The sequence below is a fragment of the Solitalea koreensis genome, from assembly GCF_900182575.1.
GTDB lineage: Bacteria > Bacteroidota > Bacteroidia > Sphingobacteriales > Sphingobacteriaceae > Solitalea > Solitalea koreensis.
Map to the genome: position 1 here is coordinate 341,093 of NZ_FXSZ01000004.1, position 23,438 is coordinate 364,530.

General features: G+C 36.4%; 21 protein-coding genes. 12 read left to right on the top strand and 9 right to left on the bottom strand.

The window, feature by feature from the left end; translation table 11 throughout:
• Positions 1-33 precede the first annotated feature (33 nt).
• Entirely contained in the window at positions 34-882 is an 849-nt protein-coding gene (locus tag FN756_RS08755; protein WP_142603370.1) for a lytic transglycosylase domain-containing protein, read from the top strand.
• 99 nt (positions 883-981) lie between these two features.
• On the opposite strand, the gene FN756_RS08760 is transcribed toward FN756_RS08755, so the two are convergent.
• From FN756_RS08760 to FN756_RS08775, 4 genes are read right to left on the bottom strand one after another with little or no spacing between them, the layout of a single operon-like run.
• Complete coding sequence (locus FN756_RS08760; RefSeq protein ID WP_142603372.1) at positions 982-1,491, bottom strand: DinB family protein; 510 nt, start codon at positions 1,489-1,491, stop codon at positions 982-984.
• 2 nt (positions 1,492-1,493) lie between these two features.
• Positions 1,494-2,048, bottom strand: a complete 555-nt coding sequence (locus FN756_RS08765) for a GNAT family N-acetyltransferase (RefSeq protein ID WP_142603374.1) — start codon at positions 2,046-2,048, stop codon at positions 1,494-1,496.
• Positions 2,049-2,063: 15 nt separating this feature from the next.
• Positions 2,064-2,510: a GNAT family N-acetyltransferase gene (locus FN756_RS08770; RefSeq protein ID WP_142603376.1), complete on the bottom strand. Its 447-nt coding sequence runs from the start codon at positions 2,508-2,510 to the stop codon at positions 2,064-2,066.
• 42 nt (positions 2,511-2,552) lie between these two features.
• Positions 2,553-3,203, bottom strand: coding sequence for a hypothetical protein (locus tag FN756_RS08775; protein WP_142603378.1), 651 nt, complete (start codon positions 3,201-3,203; stop codon positions 2,553-2,555).
• A 165-nt stretch (positions 3,204-3,368) separates the two neighbouring features.
• Between FN756_RS08775 and FN756_RS08780 the strand changes: the two genes are divergently transcribed.
• The 3 genes from FN756_RS08780 (at position 3,369) to hemH (ending at position 6,488) form a co-directional block, all read left to right on the top strand.
• The gene (locus tag FN756_RS08780) at positions 3,369-4,460 is read left to right on the top strand and encodes a glycosyltransferase (protein WP_142603380.1); all 1,092 of its coding nucleotides are present in this window, start codon (positions 3,369-3,371) and stop codon (positions 4,458-4,460) included.
• Between the two features lie 70 nt (positions 4,461-4,530).
• Positions 4,531-5,376: a 4-hydroxy-3-methylbut-2-enyl diphosphate reductase gene (locus FN756_RS08785; RefSeq protein WP_142603381.1), complete on the top strand. Its 846-nt coding sequence runs from the start codon at positions 4,531-4,533 to the stop codon at positions 5,374-5,376.
• A 95-nt stretch (positions 5,377-5,471) separates the two neighbouring features.
• Complete coding sequence (hemH, locus tag FN756_RS08790; protein ID WP_142603383.1) at positions 5,472-6,488, top strand: ferrochelatase; 1,017 nt, start codon at positions 5,472-5,474, stop codon at positions 6,486-6,488.
• Between the two features lie 65 nt (positions 6,489-6,553).
• On the opposite strand, the gene FN756_RS08795 is transcribed toward hemH, so the two are convergent.
• Together FN756_RS08795 and FN756_RS08800 are read right to left on the bottom strand one after the other, a co-directional pair.
• Complete coding sequence (locus tag FN756_RS08795) at positions 6,554-10,567, bottom strand: PAS domain-containing hybrid sensor histidine kinase/response regulator (protein ID WP_142603385.1); 4,014 nt, start codon at positions 10,565-10,567, stop codon at positions 6,554-6,556.
• A gap of 66 nt (positions 10,568-10,633) precedes the next feature.
• Positions 10,634-11,863 (bottom strand): 3-deoxy-D-manno-octulosonic acid transferase, encoded by a 1,230-nt coding sequence (locus tag FN756_RS08800; protein WP_142603387.1) that lies wholly within the window; start codon positions 11,861-11,863, stop codon positions 10,634-10,636.
• A 127-nt stretch (positions 11,864-11,990) separates the two neighbouring features.
• On the opposite strand from FN756_RS08800, the gene FN756_RS08805 reads away from it, so the two are divergent.
• Together FN756_RS08805 and galE are read left to right on the top strand one after the other, a co-directional pair.
• Entirely contained in the window at positions 11,991-13,307 is a 1,317-nt protein-coding gene (locus FN756_RS08805; RefSeq protein WP_142603389.1) for a UDP-glucose dehydrogenase family protein, read from the top strand.
• Positions 13,308-13,322: 15 nt separating this feature from the next.
• Positions 13,323-14,351: a UDP-glucose 4-epimerase GalE gene (galE, locus tag FN756_RS08810; protein WP_142603391.1), complete on the top strand. Its 1,029-nt coding sequence runs from the start codon at positions 13,323-13,325 to the stop codon at positions 14,349-14,351.
• Between the two features lie 148 nt (positions 14,352-14,499).
• Here galE and FN756_RS08815 read toward each other — a convergent pair whose 3' ends face one another.
• Positions 14,500-14,727, bottom strand: a complete 228-nt coding sequence (locus tag FN756_RS08815; protein ID WP_142603393.1) for a helix-turn-helix domain-containing protein — start codon at positions 14,725-14,727, stop codon at positions 14,500-14,502.
• A gap of 460 nt (positions 14,728-15,187) precedes the next feature.
• On the opposite strand from FN756_RS08815, the gene FN756_RS08820 reads away from it, so the two are divergent.
• The 4 genes from FN756_RS08820 (at position 15,188) to FN756_RS08835 (ending at position 19,462) form a co-directional block, all read left to right on the top strand.
• Positions 15,188-15,403: a hypothetical protein gene (locus FN756_RS08820; protein WP_142603395.1), complete on the top strand. Its 216-nt coding sequence runs from the start codon at positions 15,188-15,190 to the stop codon at positions 15,401-15,403.
• A 325-nt stretch (positions 15,404-15,728) separates the two neighbouring features.
• Positions 15,729-15,941, top strand: coding sequence for a hypothetical protein (locus tag FN756_RS08825; protein WP_142603397.1), 213 nt, complete (start codon positions 15,729-15,731; stop codon positions 15,939-15,941).
• A 152-nt stretch (positions 15,942-16,093) separates the two neighbouring features.
• The gene (locus FN756_RS08830; RefSeq protein WP_142603399.1) at positions 16,094-17,260 is read left to right on the top strand and encodes an HlyD family secretion protein; all 1,167 of its coding nucleotides are present in this window, start codon (positions 16,094-16,096) and stop codon (positions 17,258-17,260) included.
• A 36-nt stretch (positions 17,261-17,296) separates the two neighbouring features.
• A complete protein-coding gene (locus FN756_RS08835) occupies positions 17,297-19,462 on the top strand; it encodes a peptidase domain-containing ABC transporter (RefSeq protein WP_142603401.1) in 2,166 nt (721 codons plus the stop codon).
• 45 nt (positions 19,463-19,507) lie between these two features.
• Here the strand turns inward: FN756_RS08835 and FN756_RS08840 are convergent, their stop codons facing one another.
• Both FN756_RS08840 and FN756_RS08845 read right to left on the bottom strand, forming a co-directional pair.
• Positions 19,508-20,740, bottom strand: coding sequence for an ABC transporter permease (locus tag FN756_RS08840; protein ID WP_142603403.1), 1,233 nt, complete (start codon positions 20,738-20,740; stop codon positions 19,508-19,510).
• Between the two features lie 79 nt (positions 20,741-20,819).
• Positions 20,820-21,182, bottom strand: coding sequence for a HesB/IscA family protein (locus FN756_RS08845; RefSeq protein ID WP_142603405.1), 363 nt, complete (start codon positions 21,180-21,182; stop codon positions 20,820-20,822).
• 67 nt (positions 21,183-21,249) lie between these two features.
• Between FN756_RS08845 and FN756_RS08850 the strand changes: the two genes are divergently transcribed.
• Both FN756_RS08850 and FN756_RS08855 read left to right on the top strand, forming a co-directional pair.
• Entirely contained in the window at positions 21,250-21,789 is a 540-nt protein-coding gene (locus FN756_RS08850) for a DUF7935 family protein (RefSeq protein ID WP_142603407.1), read from the top strand.
• 78 nt (positions 21,790-21,867) lie between these two features.
• The gene (locus FN756_RS08855; RefSeq protein WP_142603409.1) at positions 21,868-23,409 is read left to right on the top strand and encodes an acyl-CoA mutase large subunit family protein; all 1,542 of its coding nucleotides are present in this window, start codon (positions 21,868-21,870) and stop codon (positions 23,407-23,409) included.
• Positions 23,410-23,438: the final 29 nt, after the last annotated feature.

Consider the following 23,438-nt stretch of genomic DNA (forward strand, 5'->3'; position numbering starts at 1 on the left):
TGCATTTGATTATTTCAAAAAAGAATCTAAGTTATGAGAAAGACAATAAAAAAGTATTTTATAACTTGTAGTACGGTTGTGTTGATTTTGACCGTCGCGAATTTGTTCTTTTTTAATATTCAGAACGGGTTCTCTGTTAGTAAAGCTTATATGGATGCTCCTGTAGTAGCTAAAAAGATTTCAAAACCGGCTTTAAATTTTGCCGGCGAAAATATTCCGGAGAATGATCCAACGGTAAAAACGAAATTAAAAGCCGCTGTTTTAAATTGTGACGTTAATAAACAAAATGTTCATCGCTCATCCAAGCGCTTAAAAAAGTGGTTCGCAGTGATAGAGCCAATTTTAAAACGGCACGGCATTCCAGAAGATTTCAAATACATTCCTTTTATCGAGTCGGGGTTTAAGTCTGATACTTCTGTTAAGGGAGCGGCAGGTTATTGGCAGTTTATGCCTGCAACGGCACGAAACTATGGTTTGAGAGTCGATGATGTGGTTGATGAACGATATGATATTCAGAAATCAACTAACTCTGCTTGTCGTTATTTGAAAGAGCTTTACAGGGAGTTTGGCTCTTGGACAATGGTTGCAGCCGCGTATAATATCGGTTCAACAAAACTCCAGCAGCATACGAAAAATCAGGATGAAGATAATTACTTTAGATTACATTTAAATACTGAAACGGGGCGATATGTTTACAGAATTCTGGCAGTAAAAGAAATGCTTAAACAAGCAGAAGTTAAGCATAATGTTGGTAGTAAAATTATTGTTAACAAACCGGGATATAGTATTAATCTAAGTAGTATTTATGTTTATGATCCTGAATTTGTTGCTTCTGTATTGTCATCAATAAAGAACAATTTCTTTGCAAGGATTAAAAAATAGCTTTCTTAGATTTCAAAATATATGTATATTGGGCTTTTTTATGTCGATAGTTTATTGACTCACTGATGTCAAAAAGGAAATGGATTCTACTTGAAATTTTTACAGATATCTTTCCTTTATAATTTGCATGTGATGATAAGTATGCCCTGCAATGATAAAGCCAAGCGCACAGACGCCAACGGGATGATTGCTTGCTGTTCCCATACGATCAAGCGCATCAGCGTTAAAGCTGTTGAAAAGAATTTGTGTGGAAGTTCTAACGACTTTTAATTCATCAATAATACTAGCCAATGTTCTGTAGGATGCATTTGAATAGGGTACATATTCATCTTCCTCAAATCCGGCTAAAGGAGTTTGGTCATTGCGGGCAATACGTAAAGCGCGATAACTAAAAATGCGCTCGGCATCACTCAGATGTAATAATACTTCTTTTAATGTCCATTTACCTGGTGCATAAGCATAATCCGATTTTGCTTCCGGCAGATTTTCTAAAAAATCTAAAAACACTTCAGTATTCTTTTTGAGGGCTTCGTTAACGTTATCCTCAGGTACCTTTTTAATGTAGGTTTCATAATAAGGGGCATAGGTTGAAGAATTGGGTCTTGCCATGATTAAAATTGATTTTGGTGAATAGAAATATGTTGAAAAGGGTCTGCTTGTTGCCATTTGTCGTTTGAAATGGAATACTGTTCAATAATATTACCATTTTCTACCCAAGATTTTTCGAAGCACATGCCCACTTTCTTTAAAACATTAATGGAAGCTGAATTTACTTTCATCGCTCGACCTACAATCTTTTCAAAGCCTAACTGGCAGAAACCATAGTTCAAGCAAGCAATTGAAGATTCCGTTGCATAGCCTTTGCCCCAATGTTTATACATAAACCGATATCCAAGGTCAACTTCTTTTAATCTGGGTATATATTTTAGTCCGCACCATCCCAGGTATTCACTGGTTGATTTAAGTTCGACGTTCCATCTTCCAAATCCGTATTTGCGATAATGAGTATAAGTCTTTATGAAATTTTTACTTTCTGCGAGGCTTTTAAATTCCTTATCACCCGTGAATCGAGTAACCTCCGGATCGCTATTTAAAATGAAAATGTTTTCAGCGTCATTGATGCAAAACTCACGCAACTGTAAGCGGGGAGTGTTAATTAGATACATAACATTTCAGTTTGGTTATGGCATATAAAGATTTGGATTATGTAGTTCCATAAATCGTTCAGGTTTGTTTAAAGGCGTAAATCCAAATTGTTCGTACAATTTATGAGCATCGGCGGTGGCAAGTACCCAACGTCTTAATCCTTGTAAATCCGGGTGAGTGCAAATGACTCCCATTAAAAATTTAGATAAGCCAAGGCCCCGCTTCTCCTCGATTATGAAAACATCGGCTAAATATGCGAAGGTGCTGAAATCAGTAATGACACGTGCAAAACCTACCTGTTTTTCTTTATAAAACACTCCAAAGCAAAGCGAGTTTTGAATAGAACGCTCTACGGTTGTTAGGGGGATATTCGCCGCCCAATACGATTTTTTCGATAAAAAATAATGAATGAAAGGAATATCGAGATGATCTGTTTCAGTAGTAATGAAAAAATCATCTTTATGTACCGTCAATGCGTTCATATTGGTTCCGCCTTTTTCAATATATGAAATTAGGCATCTTTATCAGTTTTTTGTACCGAAATTTTCATTTTGAATCATTGTTAGTAACAAACAAACGTCAATTTCCTTGTTGTATGTTTTAAAGGACGAACAAATGGATTTTAACAGATTATTGATTGGGTCGATAGCGGTGCCTTTTGTTTGCGGACAGGTGAATGAAACAATTACCTCATTACAAAGTGTTGTATATGAATATTGATAAATTACAGGAGTAGAATTGTCATGTAAAGATTGTTGAAGATTTTTATCGGGATTTTTGCAATTCCAAACCATGAAGTTTTGTGTGCCAATGGTTTGAAACGTGCTTCTGCAAACTAAAGGTTCATTTAATTCAGTTTCTAAGTAAGCCAGTTCGCGTAAGCGAAAGGCTTCCAGGTGTTTTTCTTCTGTAACGTTATCAGGGAGTGCTATTCTCTGTTTCTTGATAAAATAGAGTTGAATTTCTTGGTTATCTATACGAAATCTTTGAGGAGCTTCAATTACCTCAATATTTTTTCCGGGTAATTCAATGGTGAAATAGGTTCCGGGTTCATTAAAGTACAGTAATAACCCCCGGTTGGTGGGAATTGCGCCAACTTGCGGAAATTCTGTTTGAGCTGATGCATTTAAATTGTAATACAAAATTATAGAAAAAAGCCAATACCACTTTTTCATAGGGCATAAATTAAGATGTAAGGAAGATGAGGTGTGTTTTAAAGCGTTTGTATACAGGCAATTATGTTGCCAATGCCAGCACTAAGGGAATAACGGAATTTGAATTTAAAATTTGGATTTTGAATCTTTGAGAGGAAAAATGCAGTCTCTCGTAAAAATATACAGATGATTATTGTTAGCTTGGTACTTGTTTTCTTGATTTTACGTTTCTGTGTAACGCTTTTTAATTTTATATCATTCCCTAAGCTTACCTTTTCGCCAAAATCTTATTCTGATTTAGTAACTATTCTTATTCCCGCTCGTGATGAAGAACATCGGATTTTGCCGCTACTTTATTCTATTGAATTACAGGAGTACAAAAACTATGAAGTGATTGTTTTAGATGATAATTCAACTGATAATACATTTGAGGTTGTTCAGGCCTTTGCTAATGAGCGTTCTCAGTTTAAAGTAATCAAAGGAAAGCCTTTGGAAGAAGGATGGATTGGGAAAAATTACGCTTGTTACCAATTAGGAGCAGAGGCTAGCGGTAATTATTTTTTATTCCTTGATGCAGATGTTGAAATTGCTTCGGGAGCTATTAATGGCGCGGTGAATCGCATGAAGGTATTTAATTTGGCTTTACTTTCTTTATTCGCTGATCAAACCATGAAAAACTTTGGTGAACGATTAGTAGCCCCTTTGCGAAATTATTTAATACTTTCTCTTTTGCCCTTACGATTGGTTTCTTTAACTAAAATACAAGCATTTATTGCAGCAAGTAGTCAATTCATGTTATTTGACGCCCGCATATATCGTCGTAATCAATGGCATAAAAACGGGAAAGCTGAAGTAATGCAAAATGTTGAGATTATGAAGGAAGTAAAAGCTGCCGGATTAAAAGGAGAGGCCTTATTGGCTAACGGATTTATTTCATGCAGAATGTATACTTCATATTTTGAAGGTATTAATGCCTTTAGTAAGGATTTGTTGGCTGGTTTTAGTTATAGTGTATTTGGCTTATTTATATTTCTTTTCCTTGATTTCTTTGGATATGTATCCTTGCTTATGATTCCTGATGTTTCATTAATAACTCTGGTCGTTTTATTGATTTTTGGAATACGGATGATGATTTCTGCAATGAGTAGCCAGAGCATGGGCTATAACCTGTTTTTTCATCCCTTGCAAATGATTACGCTGGTGATTGTTGGTGTTATATCCGCTCAAAAATATCTTACTAAAACTATTAAATGGAAAGGCAGGAAGCTCTTACGTTAGTTTTACATATAATTCATCTTTTACACACTTTACATCAGATAAATAGATAATTTTGCAGAAATAATCAGATATGCTCAGTTTACAGGTTACGATCGATCAGGATTCCGGTTTTTGTTTTGGGGTGGTCTATGCTATTGATATGGCAGAAGAGATTCTCGATGAACAGGGCTATTTGTATTGCCTGGGAGATATTGTGCATAATGATGAAGAAGTAAATCGCTTAAAAGCCAAAGGTTTGCGAATTATTGATCAGGACGTTTTAAAAACGATTCGCAATGAAAAAGTACTTATTCGGGCACATGGAGAAGCTCCTGAAACGTATCGATTAGCTGTGGAAAATAACATTCAGTTAATTGATGCATCGTGTCCTGTAGTGCTTAAGCTGCAGAACCGAATTAAAAATGCGCATGATAAAGATGAGCACATCCTTATTTATGGTAAACATGGTCATGCTGAGGTAATAGGTTTACACGGGCAAACGGATGGAGATGCCTTGGTTTTTCAGGATATTAGTGAATTAAATGGAATTGAGTTGCCTCAAAAATTCTCACTCTATAGCCAAACTACGAAGAGCACGGATAATTTTTATAAAATCAAAGATGAATTATTGGCTCGCGGATACGATGTGAAGGCCAATGATACCATTTGTCGTCAAGTTTCAAATAGAGATAAAGAATTACCTGTATTTGCCAATAAGTTTGATAAAATAGTGTTTGTATCCGGTAAAAAATCATCGAACGGTAAAGTGCTATTTGAAGTTTGTAAGCGGAATAATCCTAATACTTATTTTATTTCTTCTGTTGATGAATTAGATGCCATTCATTTTAAGCAAGGAGAAACGATAGGCATTGCAGGAGCTACCTCAACACCTATGTGGTTAATGGAAGATGTTAAGAAAGCACTTGAGTCTTTGTAAGCCACAGGGGCTGTACTATTGAATCCACAAAGTTTCATATTATAAAATAAAGGTATTTTAGCCCCGAATTCTTATGGGCTAAAGGTTAGGGATAAATGAAAGCTAAAAAAGGAATATTATTAGTGAATTTGGGCACTCCAGATAGCCCATCTACTTCAGATGTAAGAAAATACCTGGATGAATTTTTATCAGATCCACGGGTGATCGACACTAGTGCAATTGGTCGCTTTTTTCTTGTAAAAACGATTATTCTTCCATTACGATCTCCAAAATCAGCCAAGTCCTATCAGGAAATCTGGACGGATAAAGGCTCTCCTTTATTGCGTCATACCATTCGTCAGGCAGAGCTTTTGCAAGAGCGATTGGGTAATGAATTCCAGGTTGAATACGCCATGCGTTATCAAAACCCGAGCCTTGAAACCGTATTGGAGAGGTTCAAGCAGGAAAAGGTTTCAACCATTAAGGTTATTCCTTTATTTCCACAATACGCTTCAGCATCAACAGGGTCAGTGCATGAGAAAATTATGAGCCTGGTACGATACTGGCAAATTGTTCCTGAAATTGAGTTTGTAAATAGCTTTCCTGCTCATCCGATGATGATCGATGCATTTGCTCAGTTAGGTAGTAAGCACAACGTTGCGGATTACGATCACGTATTATTCAGTTTTCATGGTTTGCCGCAGCGTCAGCTCATAAAAGCCGATCTGAGTGGTTGTCATTGTCAAAAAGTGGACAATTGTTGTGGTGCGATAAATATAAATAATCAGTATTGTTATAGTGCACAATCACATCTTACCGCACGGGAAATTGCTAAAGCTTTAAATCTTTCAAAAGAAAACTATACAATTTGTTTTCAATCAAGGTTAGGGAAAGATCCTTGGGTTGAACCTTACACCAGTGCTGTTATTGAGAAGCTGGCTAAAGAAGGTAAAAAGAAATTATTAGTGTTTTGCCCGGCATTTGTTGCTGATTGCCTTGAAACTATTTTTGAAGTAGAGGTTGAATATGATGAAGAATTCAAGTACAATGGAGGAGAAAAAGTGCAGTTAGTAGAGGGTTTGAATGATCATCCAAGGTGGATAGATGCTTTAGAAGATATGGCTAGAAAATAGAATTTCAGAATTAAGGGTTTAGCGCGCTGAAAATTGCAGCGCTAAACCTTAATTCTCGGACTTAACTATATTTTAACGCTAATCTCTTCTCTTCTTTCCTCCATCTCGTTCATGATTTTGTTTCCGTAGTTTTTAGCGCGGTTAATAAGTGTTTCTACCTGAGTTACATCTCTATTGTTTACAGATATAAGCGTTTTAGCATCATCAAACACTGTTTTTAATGGGACGAGATTCAGGATTTCCATTAAAGGCGTGTGCTTGTGTTTAGTTTCCTTGATTCCGGTTAAGTCAAAGGTTTGTAAATGATGCTCAAAATTATCCAATAGTTCTTCCATAGACTCCAGGGCAACATCCAGAAACTCTTTTAAAAATTCAGGATTGTCTCCTGTTATTTCTAAAATCTTATCAAAATTGACAATCCCATCGGTTGTCATTTCTTCCGGTAAAGAGGTGGTTTGAGGGAATTCATCAGTTTTAGTAATGCATTTTACAATGGTAAGATAAAGTTCAGTAGGATTAAAAGGTTTTGTTAAATAGGCGTTCATGCCTACATTGAATACTTTATTGCGCACTTCGCTTAAAGCTGAAGCTGATAAAGCAATGATTGGCAGTCGTTGGTATTTGGGGCCTTTCATTTTTCGGATTTTTTTTGTTGCCTCGTATCCATCCATCTCAGGCATTAACAAATCCATCAATACTACATGATAATCATTAATGCTAATCTTTTCAATGGCTTCGATTCCATTGTGAACAAAATCCAGACTGGCCTTCCATTTGGAAAGAAACTGTTCAATAACGATACGATTGGTCTTGTTATCTTCTGCTATAAGAATTCGAATCCCTTCAAGATTAGGTATATTGACAGGTTCTCTACTATTTAGGCTATTCAGTTGTGCTCCTTGATATTTTCTTAGTTTAATGCAGAATGAAAATTCAGACCCTTTTCCTTCTTTGCTGACAAGTTTAATCTCACTATTCATTAATTCAAGTAAACGTTTTGTAATAGCAAGGCCTAAACCGGTTCCTCCAAATTTGCGGGTAGTTTCCGAACTGGCTTGAGTAAAAAGCTCAAAAACATAGTTAATCTTTTCTTCAGGAATGCCAATTCCGGTATCCTTAATGGAAAAAATCAGGTTAGCGTATTCATATTCCAATGGTCCATTTTTGATTGAAATGGTTACTCCTCCCTCTTCCGTAAACTTAATTGCATTTCCAATTAAGTTAGAAATGATTTGTGAGATGCGGGAAGGGTCGCCGATGAGGAGTTTGTTTATTTTTTTGTCCAGTTTTAAGTCGAGCTTAATGCCTTTACTCTCGGCCTGATACAGAAATGAATGATATAAATGCTTAATTAGTTCTTCAATATTAAATGGTATTTCTTCAATGTTGATTGCACTTGATTCGATTTTATTATAGTCGAGAATGTCGTTAATTAGCGTTAATAAGGTTTCCGAAGAAAATTTAAGTGTATCAAGTTTTTCAATTTGAGATGACAGAGGATCTTCTTCTAATAATAAATTAGTCATGCCGATTACCGCATTGAGTGGCGTTCGAATTTCATGACTCATTGTGGAAAGAAATTGAGATTTTACGTCAGCCGCATGCTCGGCTTTTTCCTTGGCTTCGATTAGCTCTTTTTCAAATTTTTTGATGTGTGAAATATCCTTTCCGAAAATTGCGGCCCCAATTACTTCATTATTATCATTGTAAATTGGATTAAAGGCGATGTCAAGAAAAACAGTGTCGTCATTATAGGTCACTTCTGATTGAACGATAAAGCGTTCACCATTAAACGCGCGTAAATACCATGCCTGCCAAGTTTTAAATAGTTTTGTTTCAAATTTCTCTTTTAAATTGTCGTTTATCTTCAAATTTAAATTGTAGATAGCTTTAACGCTGTTGAAGAATATTTCGTTGGCAATGATGAGATTGTATTCACAATCGATTGACCAAATTGGGTCTGCGGTGTTATCAATAAGAGCAGCTAGTTTGCTTTCATTATTTTTAATGATTTCTTCTGAGCGTTTTTTCTCAGTAATGTCTTGTACAATAGCAATATAGCCTCTTATTTCGTTTTGATTATTTCTTAATGCCGTAACGTTGAGTTGCACAGGAAAGGATTCGCCATTTTTTCGGATATAAGTAGTTTCTATGTTAACGGCGCGCGTCATTTGGGCTTTTATTGCAAAAGCCATTTCTGGTTTTATGTCGTATGAGAGGTTCAGTTCTTTTTTAAATTGAAGCGCCCATCGCTCAGCATCGCCTTCTTGATGAAAGGCCCAAGGGCTAAGAATGCCTATTGCTTCATGGGCCTTGTATCCTAACATTTCTTCGGCAGTGGGATTAAAACTTTCAATAATGCCCATTGAATCTGTAGAAATGACGGCATAGCCAGCATAGTTGAGGATAGCATTTTGCAATCGAGACATCTCATCCATCTTTTGCTCATTAAGCCTTTGATTGGTTACATCAATTCCGTAAATAGTGGCTCCAACTATTTGGTTTTTTACAATAATCGGTGAAAAAGCACATTGAATATGTTGTGTGAAACCAGAAGATGCTGTTGTAATTTCCTCAGAAAAGAATTCTCCTTTTAATGCTCTGTCATAAAGCGATTTCCAGAGATCATAATTTTCACCTCCGTTTAAAACCTCTAATATTGATCTATTGGTTTCAAAAGATTGAACGAAAGAGTTAAAATAGGCCTCCTCAAACTTTTTATTTGAGGTAATAAATCTATACTTGTTGTCAATTGACCAAACTAAGGCATCTGTGTTTTCAAGCATAGAGCTTAAGTTCGCTTCTTTTTCGCGAACCTTGTCTTCCAGAATGTGTTTTTCTGTAATGTCTTGTACAAATCCGGTTAGTTTATGAATCTTATTGTTTTCATAAAACGCCTGGCCCGAAACTCGTGCGTAAATGATGCGTCTATGAGCCGTAAAAAGTTCAACTTCAATATCAAACGGCTCACCGGTAATAATTGCCTTATTAGTTACGGCGAGTAATGCCTTAAGTGATTCAATGGGAGCTAATGCTCGAAGTATAAAGTAGGTTAATCGTTTATCTTTTGATACTTCAAAAATACGATAAGTCTCATCCGACCAAGTTGCTTCCTGTTTACTTATGTTGAATTCCCAACTGCCCATGTGAGCAATGCGTTGAGAAATACGTAGTAATTCCTCACTTTTACGTAGATAAGCATCTTTTTCATTACGTATCGTATCAACCTGATTCAGCCTGTAGGCAGCAGAAATAATACTTATAATGGAGGCAACAATTACAGCGGCAGTAATCAGAATAATGCTGATTCCATAGGGTAAAAAATTGTAAAAATTGCTGCTAAAACGAAGAAGTAAGAGAAAAACAGGGACAAGAATTGCGTAGGGTATTAATCTTCGGGCCACCTTTCCTCCTTGTAGATCAGAAGAAAGTATCTGCATAAAACCTTCGTCAGGATGCACAAACATAAATCCAATTCCTAGAGCTGTAAGAATTACCGTGGTAGGTACATCCATTGGAGCAAAAAATATCAGTTTATAAAAGCTGGAAAACTTAAATATGTATCCAAGCAACCTTACAATAGCGATAAGTATCACAATAAAAATCATGACCTGGGCAACTGCAATATGCTTTTTAGCGTATAAAAAAGGGACACTGGCTATTAATAAAATTAAACAAACCAATGAAGCAGCTGAAATCAGGTCCGCTTGTATTTGCAAAGGAATAGTTAAGTTATACTCGAGTATGCGGCCAAGATCGACACTATGGTTAACATAAGACAGAAAGGTATTAATGATAGTTGCATAAACCAGAATGCTTCCGGCCATAATTAAAGCAGAACACTCCCAATTTCCTTTTTTAGGATGTGTTAAACACTTTAAAATGATACTCAACGAAATGACGCTTATGGCGGTCCCTGCCTTCATTTCTGCGTAACCGGAGTCAATAGATCGGAAGTACGCGAGGTCAAACTCCCAGCCTAAAATGCAAAGCATGCCCAGAATAATTCCTGCAATGCTTACTCCATTTGAATAGAGTAAGAATCTTTTTTGCGCGTTTGTATACCGCTGTGTTTCCATTAAACTCCCCGTGAATGATTTGGTTTGATACTTAAGGGGCTAATATATAGAAATACGGTTAAATAATTAGTTGGATAGCTTTTCGAAAATTGTAGTAGTGGCTTGGGTGTTTTCTTTTACATATTCAGCTGCTTTTTCAGAAGCTGCTTTGAGTTTCGAAGGGCTGGTTAATTCTTGAAATACTTGTTTAAATGCTTGGGTGTTTGAAACAGGAAAGGCAGCGCCAATTTCTACCAATTCAACAGCTTCTTTAAATTTCTGATAATTAGGTCCGAAGAGAACGGGCATTCCAAATACTGCGGCTTCGATAGTATTATGTATTCCGGATTTTGAAAATCCTCCACCGATGTAAGCAATATCTCCATAACTATACAATGAAGAAAGCATGCCGATATTATCGATAATGAGCACCTTGGCATTGGCCGAATTGATGTTGTTGACTAACTCAGAATAACGGATGCCACTGGTTTTAGTAATAAGGTTTAAAATTTTATCTTCTTTAATTTCATGAGGCGCAATAATGAACTTCCATCCTTGAGAGGTCTTTTCGATCAATTCAATTAATAACTCGTCGTCTTTTGGCCAAGTGCTCCCTGCAATAAAAATTTGATTGTTTTCTGCAAATGCTTCCACTACTGGAAAGTGCTTAGGGTTTAAACTGTTCGCATATACACGGTCAAATCGGGTGTCTCCGCTAACGGTCCAATTCGTAAAGTTGATGCTTTTTAACAGATGGCCAGAATTTTTATCTTGTACAAAAAAATGAGTTACACAGGTTAAAATAGAACGGTTAAATCCTCCGTACCATCTGAAAAAGATCTGTTGCTTCCTAAAAATAGCCGAAATCATATACAAGGGAATTCTTCGTTTTTTTAATTCGGAAAAATAATAATACCAATATTCGTATTTTGTAAAGAATACTAATTGAGGCTTTACAATTTCGATAAATCGTTTGGCATTAGTGGGAGTATCAAGTGGTAAATAAAAAATATAGTCGGCCTCTGGGTAATCTTTACGTATTTCATAGCCAGAGGGGGAAAAAAAGGTCATGAAAATTGCCAGTTCCGGACGTTCTTTTTTAAGTTTTTCCAATACCGGTCTGCCTTGTTCAAATTCTCCTAATGAAGCAAAATGGAACCAGGCTATAGGACGAGTTTCTGATTGCAAACTGTTTTTAATTCGCTTTAGAAGCTCTTTTCTGCCTTGTACAAAAAACTGAGCCTTTTTGTTGAAAAGGGAAGCAAATTTAATCAACAGGCCATATGCTATTATCGAGATCGTGTAGATCAACTTCATTATTTCTTTTGATTTTTTAAATTCAAACAGACTTTAAACGGGTTAAAGTGCGTTTATGTTGGGCTTAATTGTAGTATATTCGCCCAAAGTTTAGAATATATTTCATTAAAATAAAATCCTGCTTAAAATGAGAATTGCTGTAGTTGGCACCGGGTACGTAGGTTTGGTAACGGGAACCTGTTTAGCTGAAACCGGAAATAATGTTATTTGTGTGGATATCAATGAGCAGAAAGTAGCTCAAATGCAGCAGGCTATCGTTCCATTTTATGAGCCGGATTTAGAAGGTATCTTCAAAAGAAATATTGCACAAGGCCGACTAACATTCACTTCTGATTTGGAATCGGCTATTGATGCTTCAACAATTGTTTTTTTAGCACTACCTACGCCTCCTAATGAAGACGGTTCAGCCGACCTTTCTTATGTGCTAAATACAGCCGAAAACATTGGTAAGTGTCTGAAAAGTTTCAAAATCATTGTTAATAAAAGTACGGTGCCGGTGGGTACTGCTGATCAAGTAAGAGAAATGGTGGCTAGGCACAGCAAGCATCCATTTGAGGTAGTTTCAAATCCTGAGTTTTTACGAGAAGGAGTTGCTGTAATGGATTTTATGAAACCCAACCGCATAATTGTTGGAACCCATTCTGAAGAAGTGAAAAAGGTTTTTAGTGAATTATATGCTCCCTATATGCGTCAAGGTGAACGTTTAATTTTTATGGACGAGCGTAGTGCTGAGCTCACAAAGTATGCAGCTAATGCATTTTTAGCTACTAAGATTTCATTTATGAATGAAATCTCTGTTCTCTGTGAAGAATTGGGTGCAAACGTAGAAATGATTCGCAAAGGCATTGGTACCGATGATAGAATCGGGAAACAGTTTTTATATGCGGGTATTGGGTATGGTGGTAGTTGTTTTCCTAAAGATGTTCAGGCCTTGTCTAAAACGGCTACTGATATAGATTCAAAAGTTAATATTGTTGAAGCGGTTATTAAAACAAATACACAACAACGGGAGCGGTTCTTCCATAAGATAAGTGATTTTTTCGGAGGAAACTTAAAAGGGAAACGAATTGCTTTGTGGGGCTTGGCGTTTAAGCCTGAAACAGATGACCTAAGGGAAGCGCCTTCCTTGTTTCTAATTGATAAGTTTTTGGCAGAAGGGGCAACGGTTGCTGCGTATGATCCGGTCGCAATGGATAGCACCAGAAAACAAATCGGTGATCGTATAACTTATGCTTCAAATCAGTATGATGCACTTAATGGAGCGGATGCATTGGTCATTGTTACCGAATGGCAAGCCTTTCGAAATCCTGATTTTGATATAATGGCGCAAAAATTAACGAATAAAGTGATTTTTGATGGCCGAAATTTATATGATCTTAATCGTATGGAAGAGCGTGGTTTTTATTATAATAGTGTTGGTCGTAAAACAATTCTGAACAAATAAATAAGCCTAAGTAGGATGTCAAAAGTAAAAATTCTTGTCACCGGTGGAACGGGGTATATTGGATCACATACAGTGGTTGAATTGATCAATGCTGGTTTTGAAACCGTAATTATAGACGATCTGAGTAATTCTGAACAATTTATACTTGACAGAATAGAACAAATTACAGGTGTTTGTCCAACTTTTTATAACATTGATTTATGTGATAAGGACGCAGTTGAAGATGTTTTTAGTAAAGAAAAAAATATTGTTTCGGTAATTCATTTTGCAGCATATAAGGCGGTCGGCGAGTCGATTAGTGAGCCGCTAAAGTATTATAATAATAACCTCCTTTCCTTAATTAATTTGCTGGAAGTAATGAAAGGGAAAAATGTGAATAATGTAGTGTTCTCATCTTCAGCAACAGTTTACGGTGAACCCGATATTCTTCCAATTACAGAATCGGCTGCTATAAAGAAATCGCTTTCTGCCTATGGCAGTACTAAACAAATGGGAGAGGATATTTTAGAAAAGCTTTCAGCGGTATCAAAAATAAACTCCATCGCTCTTCGGTATTTTAATCCTGTGGGAGCTCATGAAACAGCTTTAATTGGCGAATTGCCTGTGGGAATTCCTAATAATTTAATGCCTTTTGTTACTCAAACAGCTATAGGGAAAAGAGAAGTGCTAACGGTTTTTGGCGATGACTACGCTACTCCTGATGGAACTTGTATACGCGATTATATTCATGTTGTTGATTTGGCCAAAGCCCATGTTAAGGCTTGTGAGCGTTTAATTGAGGGCAAAAATACATCGAAATACGAAGTGTTTAATTTAGGTACGGGAAAAGGAAGTTCTGTGCTTGAAATCATCGAAACATTTAAACGCGTTACGGGAGTAAATTTAAATTATAAAATTGGTCCTCGTCGTGAAGGTGACGCTGAACAAGTATACGCTGATACCAGTCTGGCTAATAATAAATTAGAATGGAAAGCAAAATTGGGACTGGATGAAATGATTAACTCAGCATGGAAATGGGAAGAGCAATTAAAGGAAAAGGTTTAGTTTAGTCCGGTCAATTTTATCTTCTGATAGAAAATTTACTAATAATTACGAAAAAGACACCTTTTTGTTAAAAAAAGCAGGTGTCTTTTTTATAATTTCTGAGAGTGGTTCTCTGAAGATCATTTTCTTAGTCTTTTTTTGTCTCTAATTAGTAGTTTGTTCGCTTTTCTTCAGATCCAATTATGTCAAGTATATTTAATTCTAATATTTTGGCTATTTCATATAGTCTTTCCAGGGTAATTGTTGTATGTCCTAGTTCTGTTTTGCTATAGGCATTTTGAGAAATTCCAAGTTTAAGTGCCATGTATTCTTGAGAATAGTTTTTTGATTCTCTAATTTGGCGAATTTTGGAGTGAACGTTGATTTTAGTATTCATAAGTTTTTCATTCTTATAGGTGTAATGTGTAGAAATGCGAAAAAAATAAAGAAATGCTGTCTTGGATAACTTTTTTTTCTAAAAAGTAGAATTACTTTTCTGTTATTGCCATTCTAAATCAATTGTAAGGCATTATATACCCCCATTCACAATATTTGTGCCAATGCATTTTTAATCGCCAAAAATGCCGTTTGCCTGCTTCAAGTTGGTCTGTCTCGTTTCGGTTTTTTCGAAATCTATTTTAATTATCAAATAGGCCACATTTACTTACTATTTGTAGCCCTATTCCAAAAGGTTGTAAGTATCTGAGTTCCTTACTCTAAGTGGTTGTTGATTAGAGGTATGTGTTGTAATGTAAAGCGTGTTTTGGTATCAAAATCGCTTAGAATGATGACCGGTTGTAAAAGCGAAAGCCGAAAAGCTTTAACAGAGTAGGCAATAAAAATCAATCAACATCACAATGAAAAATTTATCAGTTTCAAATTTTGTAGAATTATCAATGCACGAAGCAGAATCTACTAATGGCGGTGGACGTAGTGGAAGTGGCGGCAGTAGTTTATTAAATTTTAGTGTCGGCGATATTTTGAGTGGAAATCATATTGCCAACGGAAACTTTAATTGTAATACGGTTAACGTAGGAAGTATTGTTGGAAATATCTTGGCTTTGGGATTGTAAGCGTTTTCATTCTTGCAATTTAAAGCACTTATAAAAAGCCTGTAGTAAACTTTACTACAGGCTTTTTTGTACAGAGACCCACATCCAGATTTAGCTTAATGCTAAATAAGATCAGTATACCCTCGTATGAGTGTTTATTGGTTTATTCTAATAGGTTGTAAAATAATTGTGAAATTACTCTAACTGGTTGTTGATTAGATGTTTATGTTGTAATCAAAAGGCTCTTTTGGTATCAAAATCGCTATAATAGTCGCAACCGGTTATAAAAAGCGGAAACCGAAAAGCTTAAAAAGAGTAGGTGCAAAAAATCAATAACACATTTACAATGAAAAATTTATTAGTAAAAACTTTTGGTTTTGAAGAATTGTCAGCTAAAGAAGTAGAACTTATTAATGGCGGCGGTCATTCAAAAGGCGGTGGCGGCTTAATTAATGTAAGCGTAGGCGATATTTTGAGTGACAACAAAATTTTAAATGACAACTTTAATGGTAATAAAGTTAACATTTTAAGCATTGTTGGCAATCTGATCGGTTTATAATACCCTTTGGTAATGCATAAACGTGTATCCCGTGATTGAGCCTTGAGCCAATCCGGGATTACTTTTTTAGTTTAGTATCAATTGCAAGAATATTTTATTTGGAACACAAGTTGTTATCTCAGTCGAAATTCTTGTACTATTCTTAATATCCTATGACAAAGCTCATCTTTCCGATTGAAATAGTTGAAAATAGCGTTGAACAACATTTTCTGCAACATGACAGCACTACTAAGGCAATTTATCAAATTGTATTATTGTTTTTAGCAGGGGTAATTGCATCATTATGGTTTATTAAGGTTGATATAAATGTAAGGAGTACAGGGATACTAAAGCCTATTATCGATAGAACGGAAATTAGGGTACCTGTATCAGGCAAAGTCAATGAATTTTTTGCCAAGGAGAATATTCCAATTAAAGCTGGTCAGGTTTTGTTGAGTATTCGGACAGATTTACTTGAGCAACAATCTGTTTCTGTAGATGAACAGATTATCGAATTAAGAGGAAGAATGGAGGATTTGGAGAAACTGGTGCAGGTTAGTAAAAGCCGTAATTTACAGTCTCCGGTTCTATTTAGAACTTCCCTGTATCTTCAGCAATATAGCCTTTTTAAACAACAGGTAATGGATGCCGATGCACTCTATAAAAATAGTAAAAGAACATACGATCGTTATAAATACTTGTCTGATAATAAGGCAATTACTGCTGCTGAGTTTGAGAAATATGAGTTTGAACTCCAAAATGCTCAAAATGCTGTTCAATTATTATATGAAACTCAAAATGCGCAATGTCAAACCGAATTAACTAATCTTCGCCGACAATTTCAAGATTTGAATGCAAAGCAAAAGATGTTTAATAAAGAAAAGGAACTATATGTAGTAAAAGCCCCTATGAATGGCACTATTCAGCAATTAAAAGGATTGCAGAGTGGAAGTTTTATTACAAGCGGAGATGTAATAGCACAAATTTCACCTGATACAACTGTTATGGCTGAAGTATTCTTGCTTTCAAAAGATGTTGGGCTTTTAAAAGTTGGAACGCCGGTCCGACTTCAGGTTGATGCTTTCAATTATAATGAATGGGGAGAGGTAAGTGGCAAAGTTGCAGAGATTTCTAACGATGTCATTATCGGTGACACACAGCAGCCTTATTTTAAAGTAAAATGCTTGTTGAATGCCGAGCAATTGAAATTGAAAAATGGGTATATAGCTAAGCTTAAAAAAGGAATGACTTTGCAAGCAAGATTCTATATAACAAGACAAACTTTATTTCAATTGCTTTACCATACGATGGATGATTGGCTAAATCCAAGCAGAGCTTAGTCGTTTAATACCCAACACATCTATTTCTACAGAAAAATGCGAAAAATCAGAATTAAACAACATGATGTTACCGACTGCGGAGCTGCTTGTTTGGCCTCCATTGCAGCACATTATGGATTGCATTTGCCAATCGCCTGCATCAGGCAGCTGGCTAGCACTGATAAAAAAGGGACTAATGTATTAGGTTTGATTGAAGCTGCCACCAAAATTGGTTTTGCTTGTAAAGCTGTGAAAGGACCTGTTGAAAGTTTAAATAAAATACCTCTGCCAGCTATTGCTCATGTGATTCTTAATGAAACTTTGGCCCATTACTTGGTTGTGTATGCGGTTTCCGAGAAGCACATACAGGTAATGGATCCTGCAGATGGTAAATTGCACAGGTATTCCCATGCTGATTTTAAAAAAATATGGACAGGTGTTCTTTTATTGCTTGTTCCTGGTGATGAATTTACAGCGGTTAATGAAAAGGTTTCCTTGTATAGCCGTTTTTGGTTTTTGATAAAACCGCATTGGGCTGTAGTTTTGCAAATTCTTTTCGGAGCCATTATTTATACTATTTTAGGATTGTCGACCTCTATTTTTATTCAAAAGCTAGTAGATAATGTCCTTCCGGAAGGAAATAAAAACCTGTTGAACCTGATGGGGTTGATCATGATTCTGCTGCTTGTACTAAAAGTATTTATCAATCATGCCAAAACAATCTTAACGTTTAAAACAGGGCAATTGATAGATGCACGGCTTATTTTAGGCTATTATAAACACTTGATGAAATTACCTCAGCAATTTTTCGACACGATGAGAGTCGGTGAAATTATTTCAAGAGTTAATGATGCAGTAAAGATAAGAGTGTTTATTAACGATGTATTGGTTGATTTTGCTGTGAATATATTTATAGTTGTCTTCTCTTTTGCGCTCATGTTCACCTACTATTGGAAATTAGCATTAATAATGCTTTTGGTAGTCCCTTTGTATTCTATTATTTATGTTATTTCAGATAAGCTTAATAAAGCTACTCAACGTAAATTGATGGAAAATTCTGCCGAATTAGAATCGCAAATAGTGGAGTCGATATCTGGTGCAGGTACAATTAAACGATTTGCTCTTGAAGAATTTTCCAATATTAAAACGGAAACTAAATTTATTAAAGTATTACACAGTGTTTACGCTTCTTCTGTCAATTCAGTTTGGATAGGAAATGGAGTAAGTTTAATTTCCGGTGCTTTTACAATAGGTATATTATGGATAGGGTCTTTTTTTGTATTAGATAAAATAATCACTCCAGGGGAGTTATTGTCCTTTTATGCTATTATCGGGTATTTTACAGGGCCGGTGGGTAGCTTAATTGGGATGAATAAAACAGCGCAGGATGCTTTAATTGCAGCCGATCGCTTGTTTGAAATAATGGATTTAGAGAGAGAGACCTCAGCTAACAAAATGGAACTTATACCTGAAATGCTAGGTGATATAGAGCTTAAGAATGTATATTTTAGGTATGGAACCAGAGGATATATATTTGAAGACATAAGCATGGTTTTTCCAATAGGTAAAATTACAGCCATAGTAGGAGAGAGTGGTTCTGGGAAATCTACCTTAATGTCGCTCATTCAAAATATCTATCCTTTGCTTTCGGGAAGTATCGTTATTGGTAAATATGATATAAAGTATCTTACCAACGAAAGTTTACGTAGCGTGATCGCTGTTGTGCCACAACAAATTGACCTTTTTGCAGGTAGCATACTTGAAAATATTGCGATTGGAGATTTTAACCCTGATATAAAGAAAGTCATCTCCATTTGTACTGATTTGGGTATAATGGATTTTATTGAGAAGTCTCCTTATGGCTTTAATACACCTTTAGGGGAAAATGGAGTTAATCTATCTGGAGGTCAGCGTCAACGTCTTTCAATTGCGAGGGCTTTATACAAAGATCCTGATATCTTGATATTAGATGAAGCTACCGCCTCTCTTGATTCTATTTCAGAACAGTATATTCAAAAGGTAATTCTGCAAATGAGAGAAGCAGGTAAAACTGTTTTAATGATTGCTCATCGGTTAAGTACGGTAATGCATGTCGATAAAATTATTGTGCTGCAAAATGGAAAACTGGTGGAAGAAGGAACTCATCAGGATTTAATGGTTCCAGGAAGTAAATACCATGCTATGTGGGAACAGCAATTTCCTGTGCTAAAAGAAATGAGTTAGAGCGAATTAATGAATTCACTCTTTACTTTGATCTTTTCGCTTATTTTACTCATATCTCAAAGCTTCAACAGGATCAAGTTTTGAAGCTTTTATGGCTGGATAAAGGCCTGAAACTAATCCAACAATAGTACAAACAGCAATGCCGCCGAATATCCATTGCCATGGAATAATAAAGCCTCCTCCAATCAATAGCGAGAGTCCGTTGCCGGCAAATATTCCGAGGATGATGCCACCAATTCCACCTAACTGACAAATAAGTAAGGCCTCATACAAAAATTGACGACGAATTACTGTAGGAGTAGCACCTAGCGATTTTCTGATGCCGATTTCACGAGTACGCTCCGTTACAGAAACCAACATAATATTCATCAGGCCAATAGACGCTCCAATAAGGGTTACAATTCCGATAACGGTTGCTGAAATTGTTAAATAGCTTACAATATTTAGAAAAGTTTGAGCAAGCGCATCACTCTTAGTGATTTCAAAATTATTTTCTTGGGCAACATTCAGTTTTCTGATATTACGCATTTTACTGGTGGCTTCACCGATAGCCGGTTCCATAGTTTGCGGATTACTTACAGTTACTGTAATTATATAACTTCTATTCTGACTACCGGAAGTCATCTTGGCTTTTAACAATGGTATCAAGCTGAATCGGTCACCTGCACCTACAGCTGCTGATCCTTTTTCAGTCAATAAGCCTACTATTTTGTATTTATCGTTGCCTATACTGATTATCTTATTGATAGGGTCGGTATTGGGGAATAGATTGGTTTTAATTTCGTGGCCAATTATACAAACTGCAGTTCCAAACTCTAATTCTGAAGAAGAAAAGTTCCTGCCTGATTCAAGTTTATAGCCGGATGTAAGAAGGTAATTTTCATCACCTCCCTGAACGTAAATATTAGGATTGGTTTTCTTTTCGTTGAATTTAAGGGTAGCATTGAAAGACGAAACGCATGACACCGATACTATTCCAGAAGTATTGTATGATTTTTTAAATGCAATAGCCTCATCGTATTTTATGGAAGGAAAACGTTTTGGAGCATTGCCGCCTCCTCCAATTCTAATGTTCGTGCCCCGATTTCGAATCGTGAATGAATTGGAGCCCATGCTTGCAAATGTGTTGTTTGCAAAGCTTTTTACGCCATCAATAGCAGTTAAAATACCTACTAAGGCCATAATGCCAATTGAAATAATGAGGGCGGTCAGTGTAGTTCGCAGCTTATTGCCTTTTATTGACTGTATCCCAATTTTGATTGTTTCAATGGCGCTCATCAAAATAAATTATTCTTCTAAAATAAACAAGTCCCGGCTTTTTTTGCCGGGACTTGCGAAAAATGTTCAAAATATTTTCTTAAACTCCAAATGAAGTGCCGCAACCGCAGGTGCTACTTGCATTGGGATTGTTAAATGTGAATCCACGCGAATTTAAGCCATCTTGCCAATCTACCTCCATGCCAATTAGGTACATGCCATGCGCTTTGTTTAAATAAACTTTTACGCCTTCGTAATAAAACTCTTCGTCACCTTCTTTCTTTTTATCGAAACCCAGCACATAGTTCATTCCCGCACAGCCACCACCTTCAACACCAACGCGCAAGCCAAACTCTTCGGTGAGTTCTTTCTGCTCTACCAATTTCTGCAATTCTTTAATAGCTCCTTTAGTAAAAGTAATCGGAATTAAGGTAGATGTATTGTTTACAACATTCGCTTCCATATATTCGTCCAAAATTTTTACAAATATACGTTTAATTGATGATTTTTGTTTTTTGATAATGAAGCTTATGATTTTAGAAATTACGTGGAATCAGGCACCTTCAATTGGGGTGCCAGTAGTAGGATTACTTATTTTAATGATTTTCTCTTTAAGAGAGCATTTTTTTGCCAAAGAGAAAACCGAAGTTCACCAAGCTTCGCTCGAACTAAAAAAGAATATACAAAATCATACATTGCCATTGCGTTTACAGGCTTACGAACGCTTAACTTTGTTGATTGAACGTATTACTCCTTCAAATCTATTCTTACGTATCAATCCTCAGGGGTTAACAGCACGTGATATGCAAGCGATTTGTTTAAATGAAATCAGGAATGAGTTTGATCATAATGTGTCACAACAATTGTACGTTACTGAATCGGCTTGGCAATCGATAAAAAAAACAAAGGACGAAACCGTTCTGACAATCAATTCAATTACTTCAAGCCTTCCTGTTGATGCAACTGGTTTGGATTTAAGTCGGGCGGTACTTGAGCATGTAAGCAAAGGGCAAAGCGATCCGTATAGTAATACGATTTCTGTTTTGCGTGCAGAGGTGGCAAAGTTTTAAATTTTTAATTAATAATGGTAGAAGACTGTTTCTATCATTCAATCATCACTTTAACTTTAGTTTACCAATCCATATTTTATGAAGAAAATAGTGACCACTTCGGGTATAGAAATCAAAAAGGTATATACCGAAGTCAAGGCGGTAACTGATTTGCCGGGAGAATATCCTTTTACCAGAGGTGTTCAGCCCGATATGTATCGAGGAAAGCTATGGACAATGCGGCAGTATGCCGGTTTTTCAACTGCCGAAGAATCGAATAAGCGTTATCATTACCTATTGCAAAAAGGAACCATGGGGCTTTCTGTTGCATTTGATCTGCCTACTCAAATTGGGTATGACTCTGATCATGAATTGGCAGAAGGGGAAGTTGGTAAAGTAGGAGTTGCTATTGACTCATTGCGAGACATGGAAACTCTTTTTGATGGTATCGAGTTGCAGAAGATCACTACTTCGATGACGATCAATGCCACCGCTTCGACACTGCTTGCCATGTATGCTGCTTTGGCAAAAAAACAAGGAGCAGATTTGAAGCAGATTTCGGGAACGATTCAAAATGATATTTTAAAAGAATATGCCGCAAGGGGAACTTATATTTACCCTCCTAAGCCTTCAATGCGAATCATTACCGATATTTTTGAATACTGTAGTGTTGAATTGCCTAAATGGAATACCATTTCAATTTCGGGTTACCATATGAGAGAGGCTGGTTCAACAGCAGTTCAAGAGTTGGCATTTACCTTGGCTAATGGAAAAGCCTATTTAGAAGCTGCTCTTCATAAGGGGTTGGATATTAATGTTTTTTCAAAACGACTTTCTTTCTTCTTTAACGGACATAATAATTTCTTTGAGGAAGTAGCAAAGTTTCGCGCTGCAAGACGTATGTGGGCTAAAATTACCAAGAATCTCGGTGCAACTGATCCTCGGGCACAACAATTACGTTTTCATACACAAACAGGTGGTTCAACATTAACAGCTCAGCAGCCAATGAATAATATCATGCGTGTAACCATTCAAGCTATGGCTGCAGTTATGGGAGGAACGCAATCGTTGCATACAAATGGATATGATGAAGCGTTGTCGTTACCAACTGAAGAAGCTGCTCGTATTGCCCTGCGTACCCAGCAACTCATCGCACAGGAAAGTGGTATAGTTGATACTGTTGATCCTCTGGCTGGTTCATACTTTGTCGAAGCACTTACAGATGAAGTAGAACGAATGGCTTGGGATTACATTGAACGCATTGATGCAATGGGAGGAGCAGTTGCTGCAATTGAAGCCGGTTATATTCAACAACAAATTGCTGATGCGGCCTATCAATATCAAAAAGACATCGAATCAGGAGAGCGGATTTTGGTGGGTGTAAACAAATTTCAGGAAGCTGAACCCCCATTTGATAAAGTGTTCAGAATTGATGATTCAATTCGTGCCATTCAAATGGAAAAGCTTACGGTGTTGAAAAACGACAGAAATCAATCGGCAGTTGATATTTCTTTAAATGAGTTAGAAGCGCGTGCGAAAGATGGTAGAAATTTAATGCCTTCAATTATGGAAAGTGTTGAAAATTATGCTACTTTAGGTGAAATCGCCACCACGCTCAGAGGGGTGTTTGGAGAATATTAATCGTAATTATTAATTATATTTTATGATTT

Excerpts from the sequence above, each read along its gene's own strand:
- FN756_RS08840 (WP_142603403.1), bottom strand. The coding sequence starts at position 20,740 with ATGAGCGCCATTGAAACAATCAAAATTGGGATACAGTCAATAAAAGGC.
- FN756_RS08785 (WP_142603381.1), top strand. The coding sequence starts at position 4,531 with ATGCTCAGTTTACAGGTTACGATCGATCAGGATTCCGGTTTTTGTTTT.
- FN756_RS08760 (WP_142603372.1), bottom strand. The coding sequence starts at position 1,491 with ATGGCAAGACCCAATTCTTCAACCTATGCCCCTTATTATGAAACCTAC.
- FN756_RS08755 (WP_142603370.1), top strand. The coding sequence starts at position 34 with ATGAGAAAGACAATAAAAAAGTATTTTATAACTTGTAGTACGGTTGTG.
- FN756_RS08780 (WP_142603380.1), top strand. The coding sequence starts at position 3,369 with ATGATTATTGTTAGCTTGGTACTTGTTTTCTTGATTTTACGTTTCTGT.
- FN756_RS08815 (WP_142603393.1), bottom strand. The coding sequence starts at position 14,727 with ATGAATACTAAAATCAACGTTCACTCCAAAATTCGCCAAATTAGAGAA.
- FN756_RS08850 (WP_142603407.1), top strand. The coding sequence starts at position 21,250 with ATGATTTTAGAAATTACGTGGAATCAGGCACCTTCAATTGGGGTGCCA.
- FN756_RS08820 (WP_142603395.1), top strand. The coding sequence starts at position 15,188 with ATGAAAAATTTATCAGTTTCAAATTTTGTAGAATTATCAATGCACGAA.
- FN756_RS08795 (WP_142603385.1), bottom strand. The coding sequence starts at position 10,567 with ATGGAAACACAGCGGTATACAAACGCGCAAAAAAGATTCTTACTCTAT.
- FN756_RS08800 (WP_142603387.1), bottom strand. The coding sequence starts at position 11,863 with ATGAAGTTGATCTACACGATCTCGATAATAGCATATGGCCTGTTGATT.
- galE (WP_142603391.1), top strand. The coding sequence starts at position 13,323 with ATGTCAAAAGTAAAAATTCTTGTCACCGGTGGAACGGGGTATATTGGA.
- FN756_RS08775 (WP_142603378.1), bottom strand. The coding sequence starts at position 3,203 with ATGAAAAAGTGGTATTGGCTTTTTTCTATAATTTTGTATTACAATTTA.
- FN756_RS08770 (WP_142603376.1), bottom strand. The coding sequence starts at position 2,510 with ATGAACGCATTGACGGTACATAAAGATGATTTTTTCATTACTACTGAA.
- FN756_RS08825 (WP_142603397.1), top strand. The coding sequence starts at position 15,729 with ATGAAAAATTTATTAGTAAAAACTTTTGGTTTTGAAGAATTGTCAGCT.
- FN756_RS08855 (WP_142603409.1), top strand. The coding sequence starts at position 21,868 with ATGAAGAAAATAGTGACCACTTCGGGTATAGAAATCAAAAAGGTATAT.
- FN756_RS08845 (WP_142603405.1), bottom strand. The coding sequence starts at position 21,182 with ATGGAAGCGAATGTTGTAAACAATACATCTACCTTAATTCCGATTACT.
- FN756_RS08835 (WP_142603401.1), top strand. The coding sequence starts at position 17,297 with ATGCGAAAAATCAGAATTAAACAACATGATGTTACCGACTGCGGAGCT.
- FN756_RS08805 (WP_142603389.1), top strand. The coding sequence starts at position 11,991 with ATGAGAATTGCTGTAGTTGGCACCGGGTACGTAGGTTTGGTAACGGGA.
- FN756_RS08765 (WP_142603374.1), bottom strand. The coding sequence starts at position 2,048 with ATGTATCTAATTAACACTCCCCGCTTACAGTTGCGTGAGTTTTGCATC.
- FN756_RS08830 (WP_142603399.1), top strand. The coding sequence starts at position 16,094 with ATGACAAAGCTCATCTTTCCGATTGAAATAGTTGAAAATAGCGTTGAA.
- hemH (WP_142603383.1), top strand. The coding sequence starts at position 5,472 with ATGAAAGCTAAAAAAGGAATATTATTAGTGAATTTGGGCACTCCAGAT.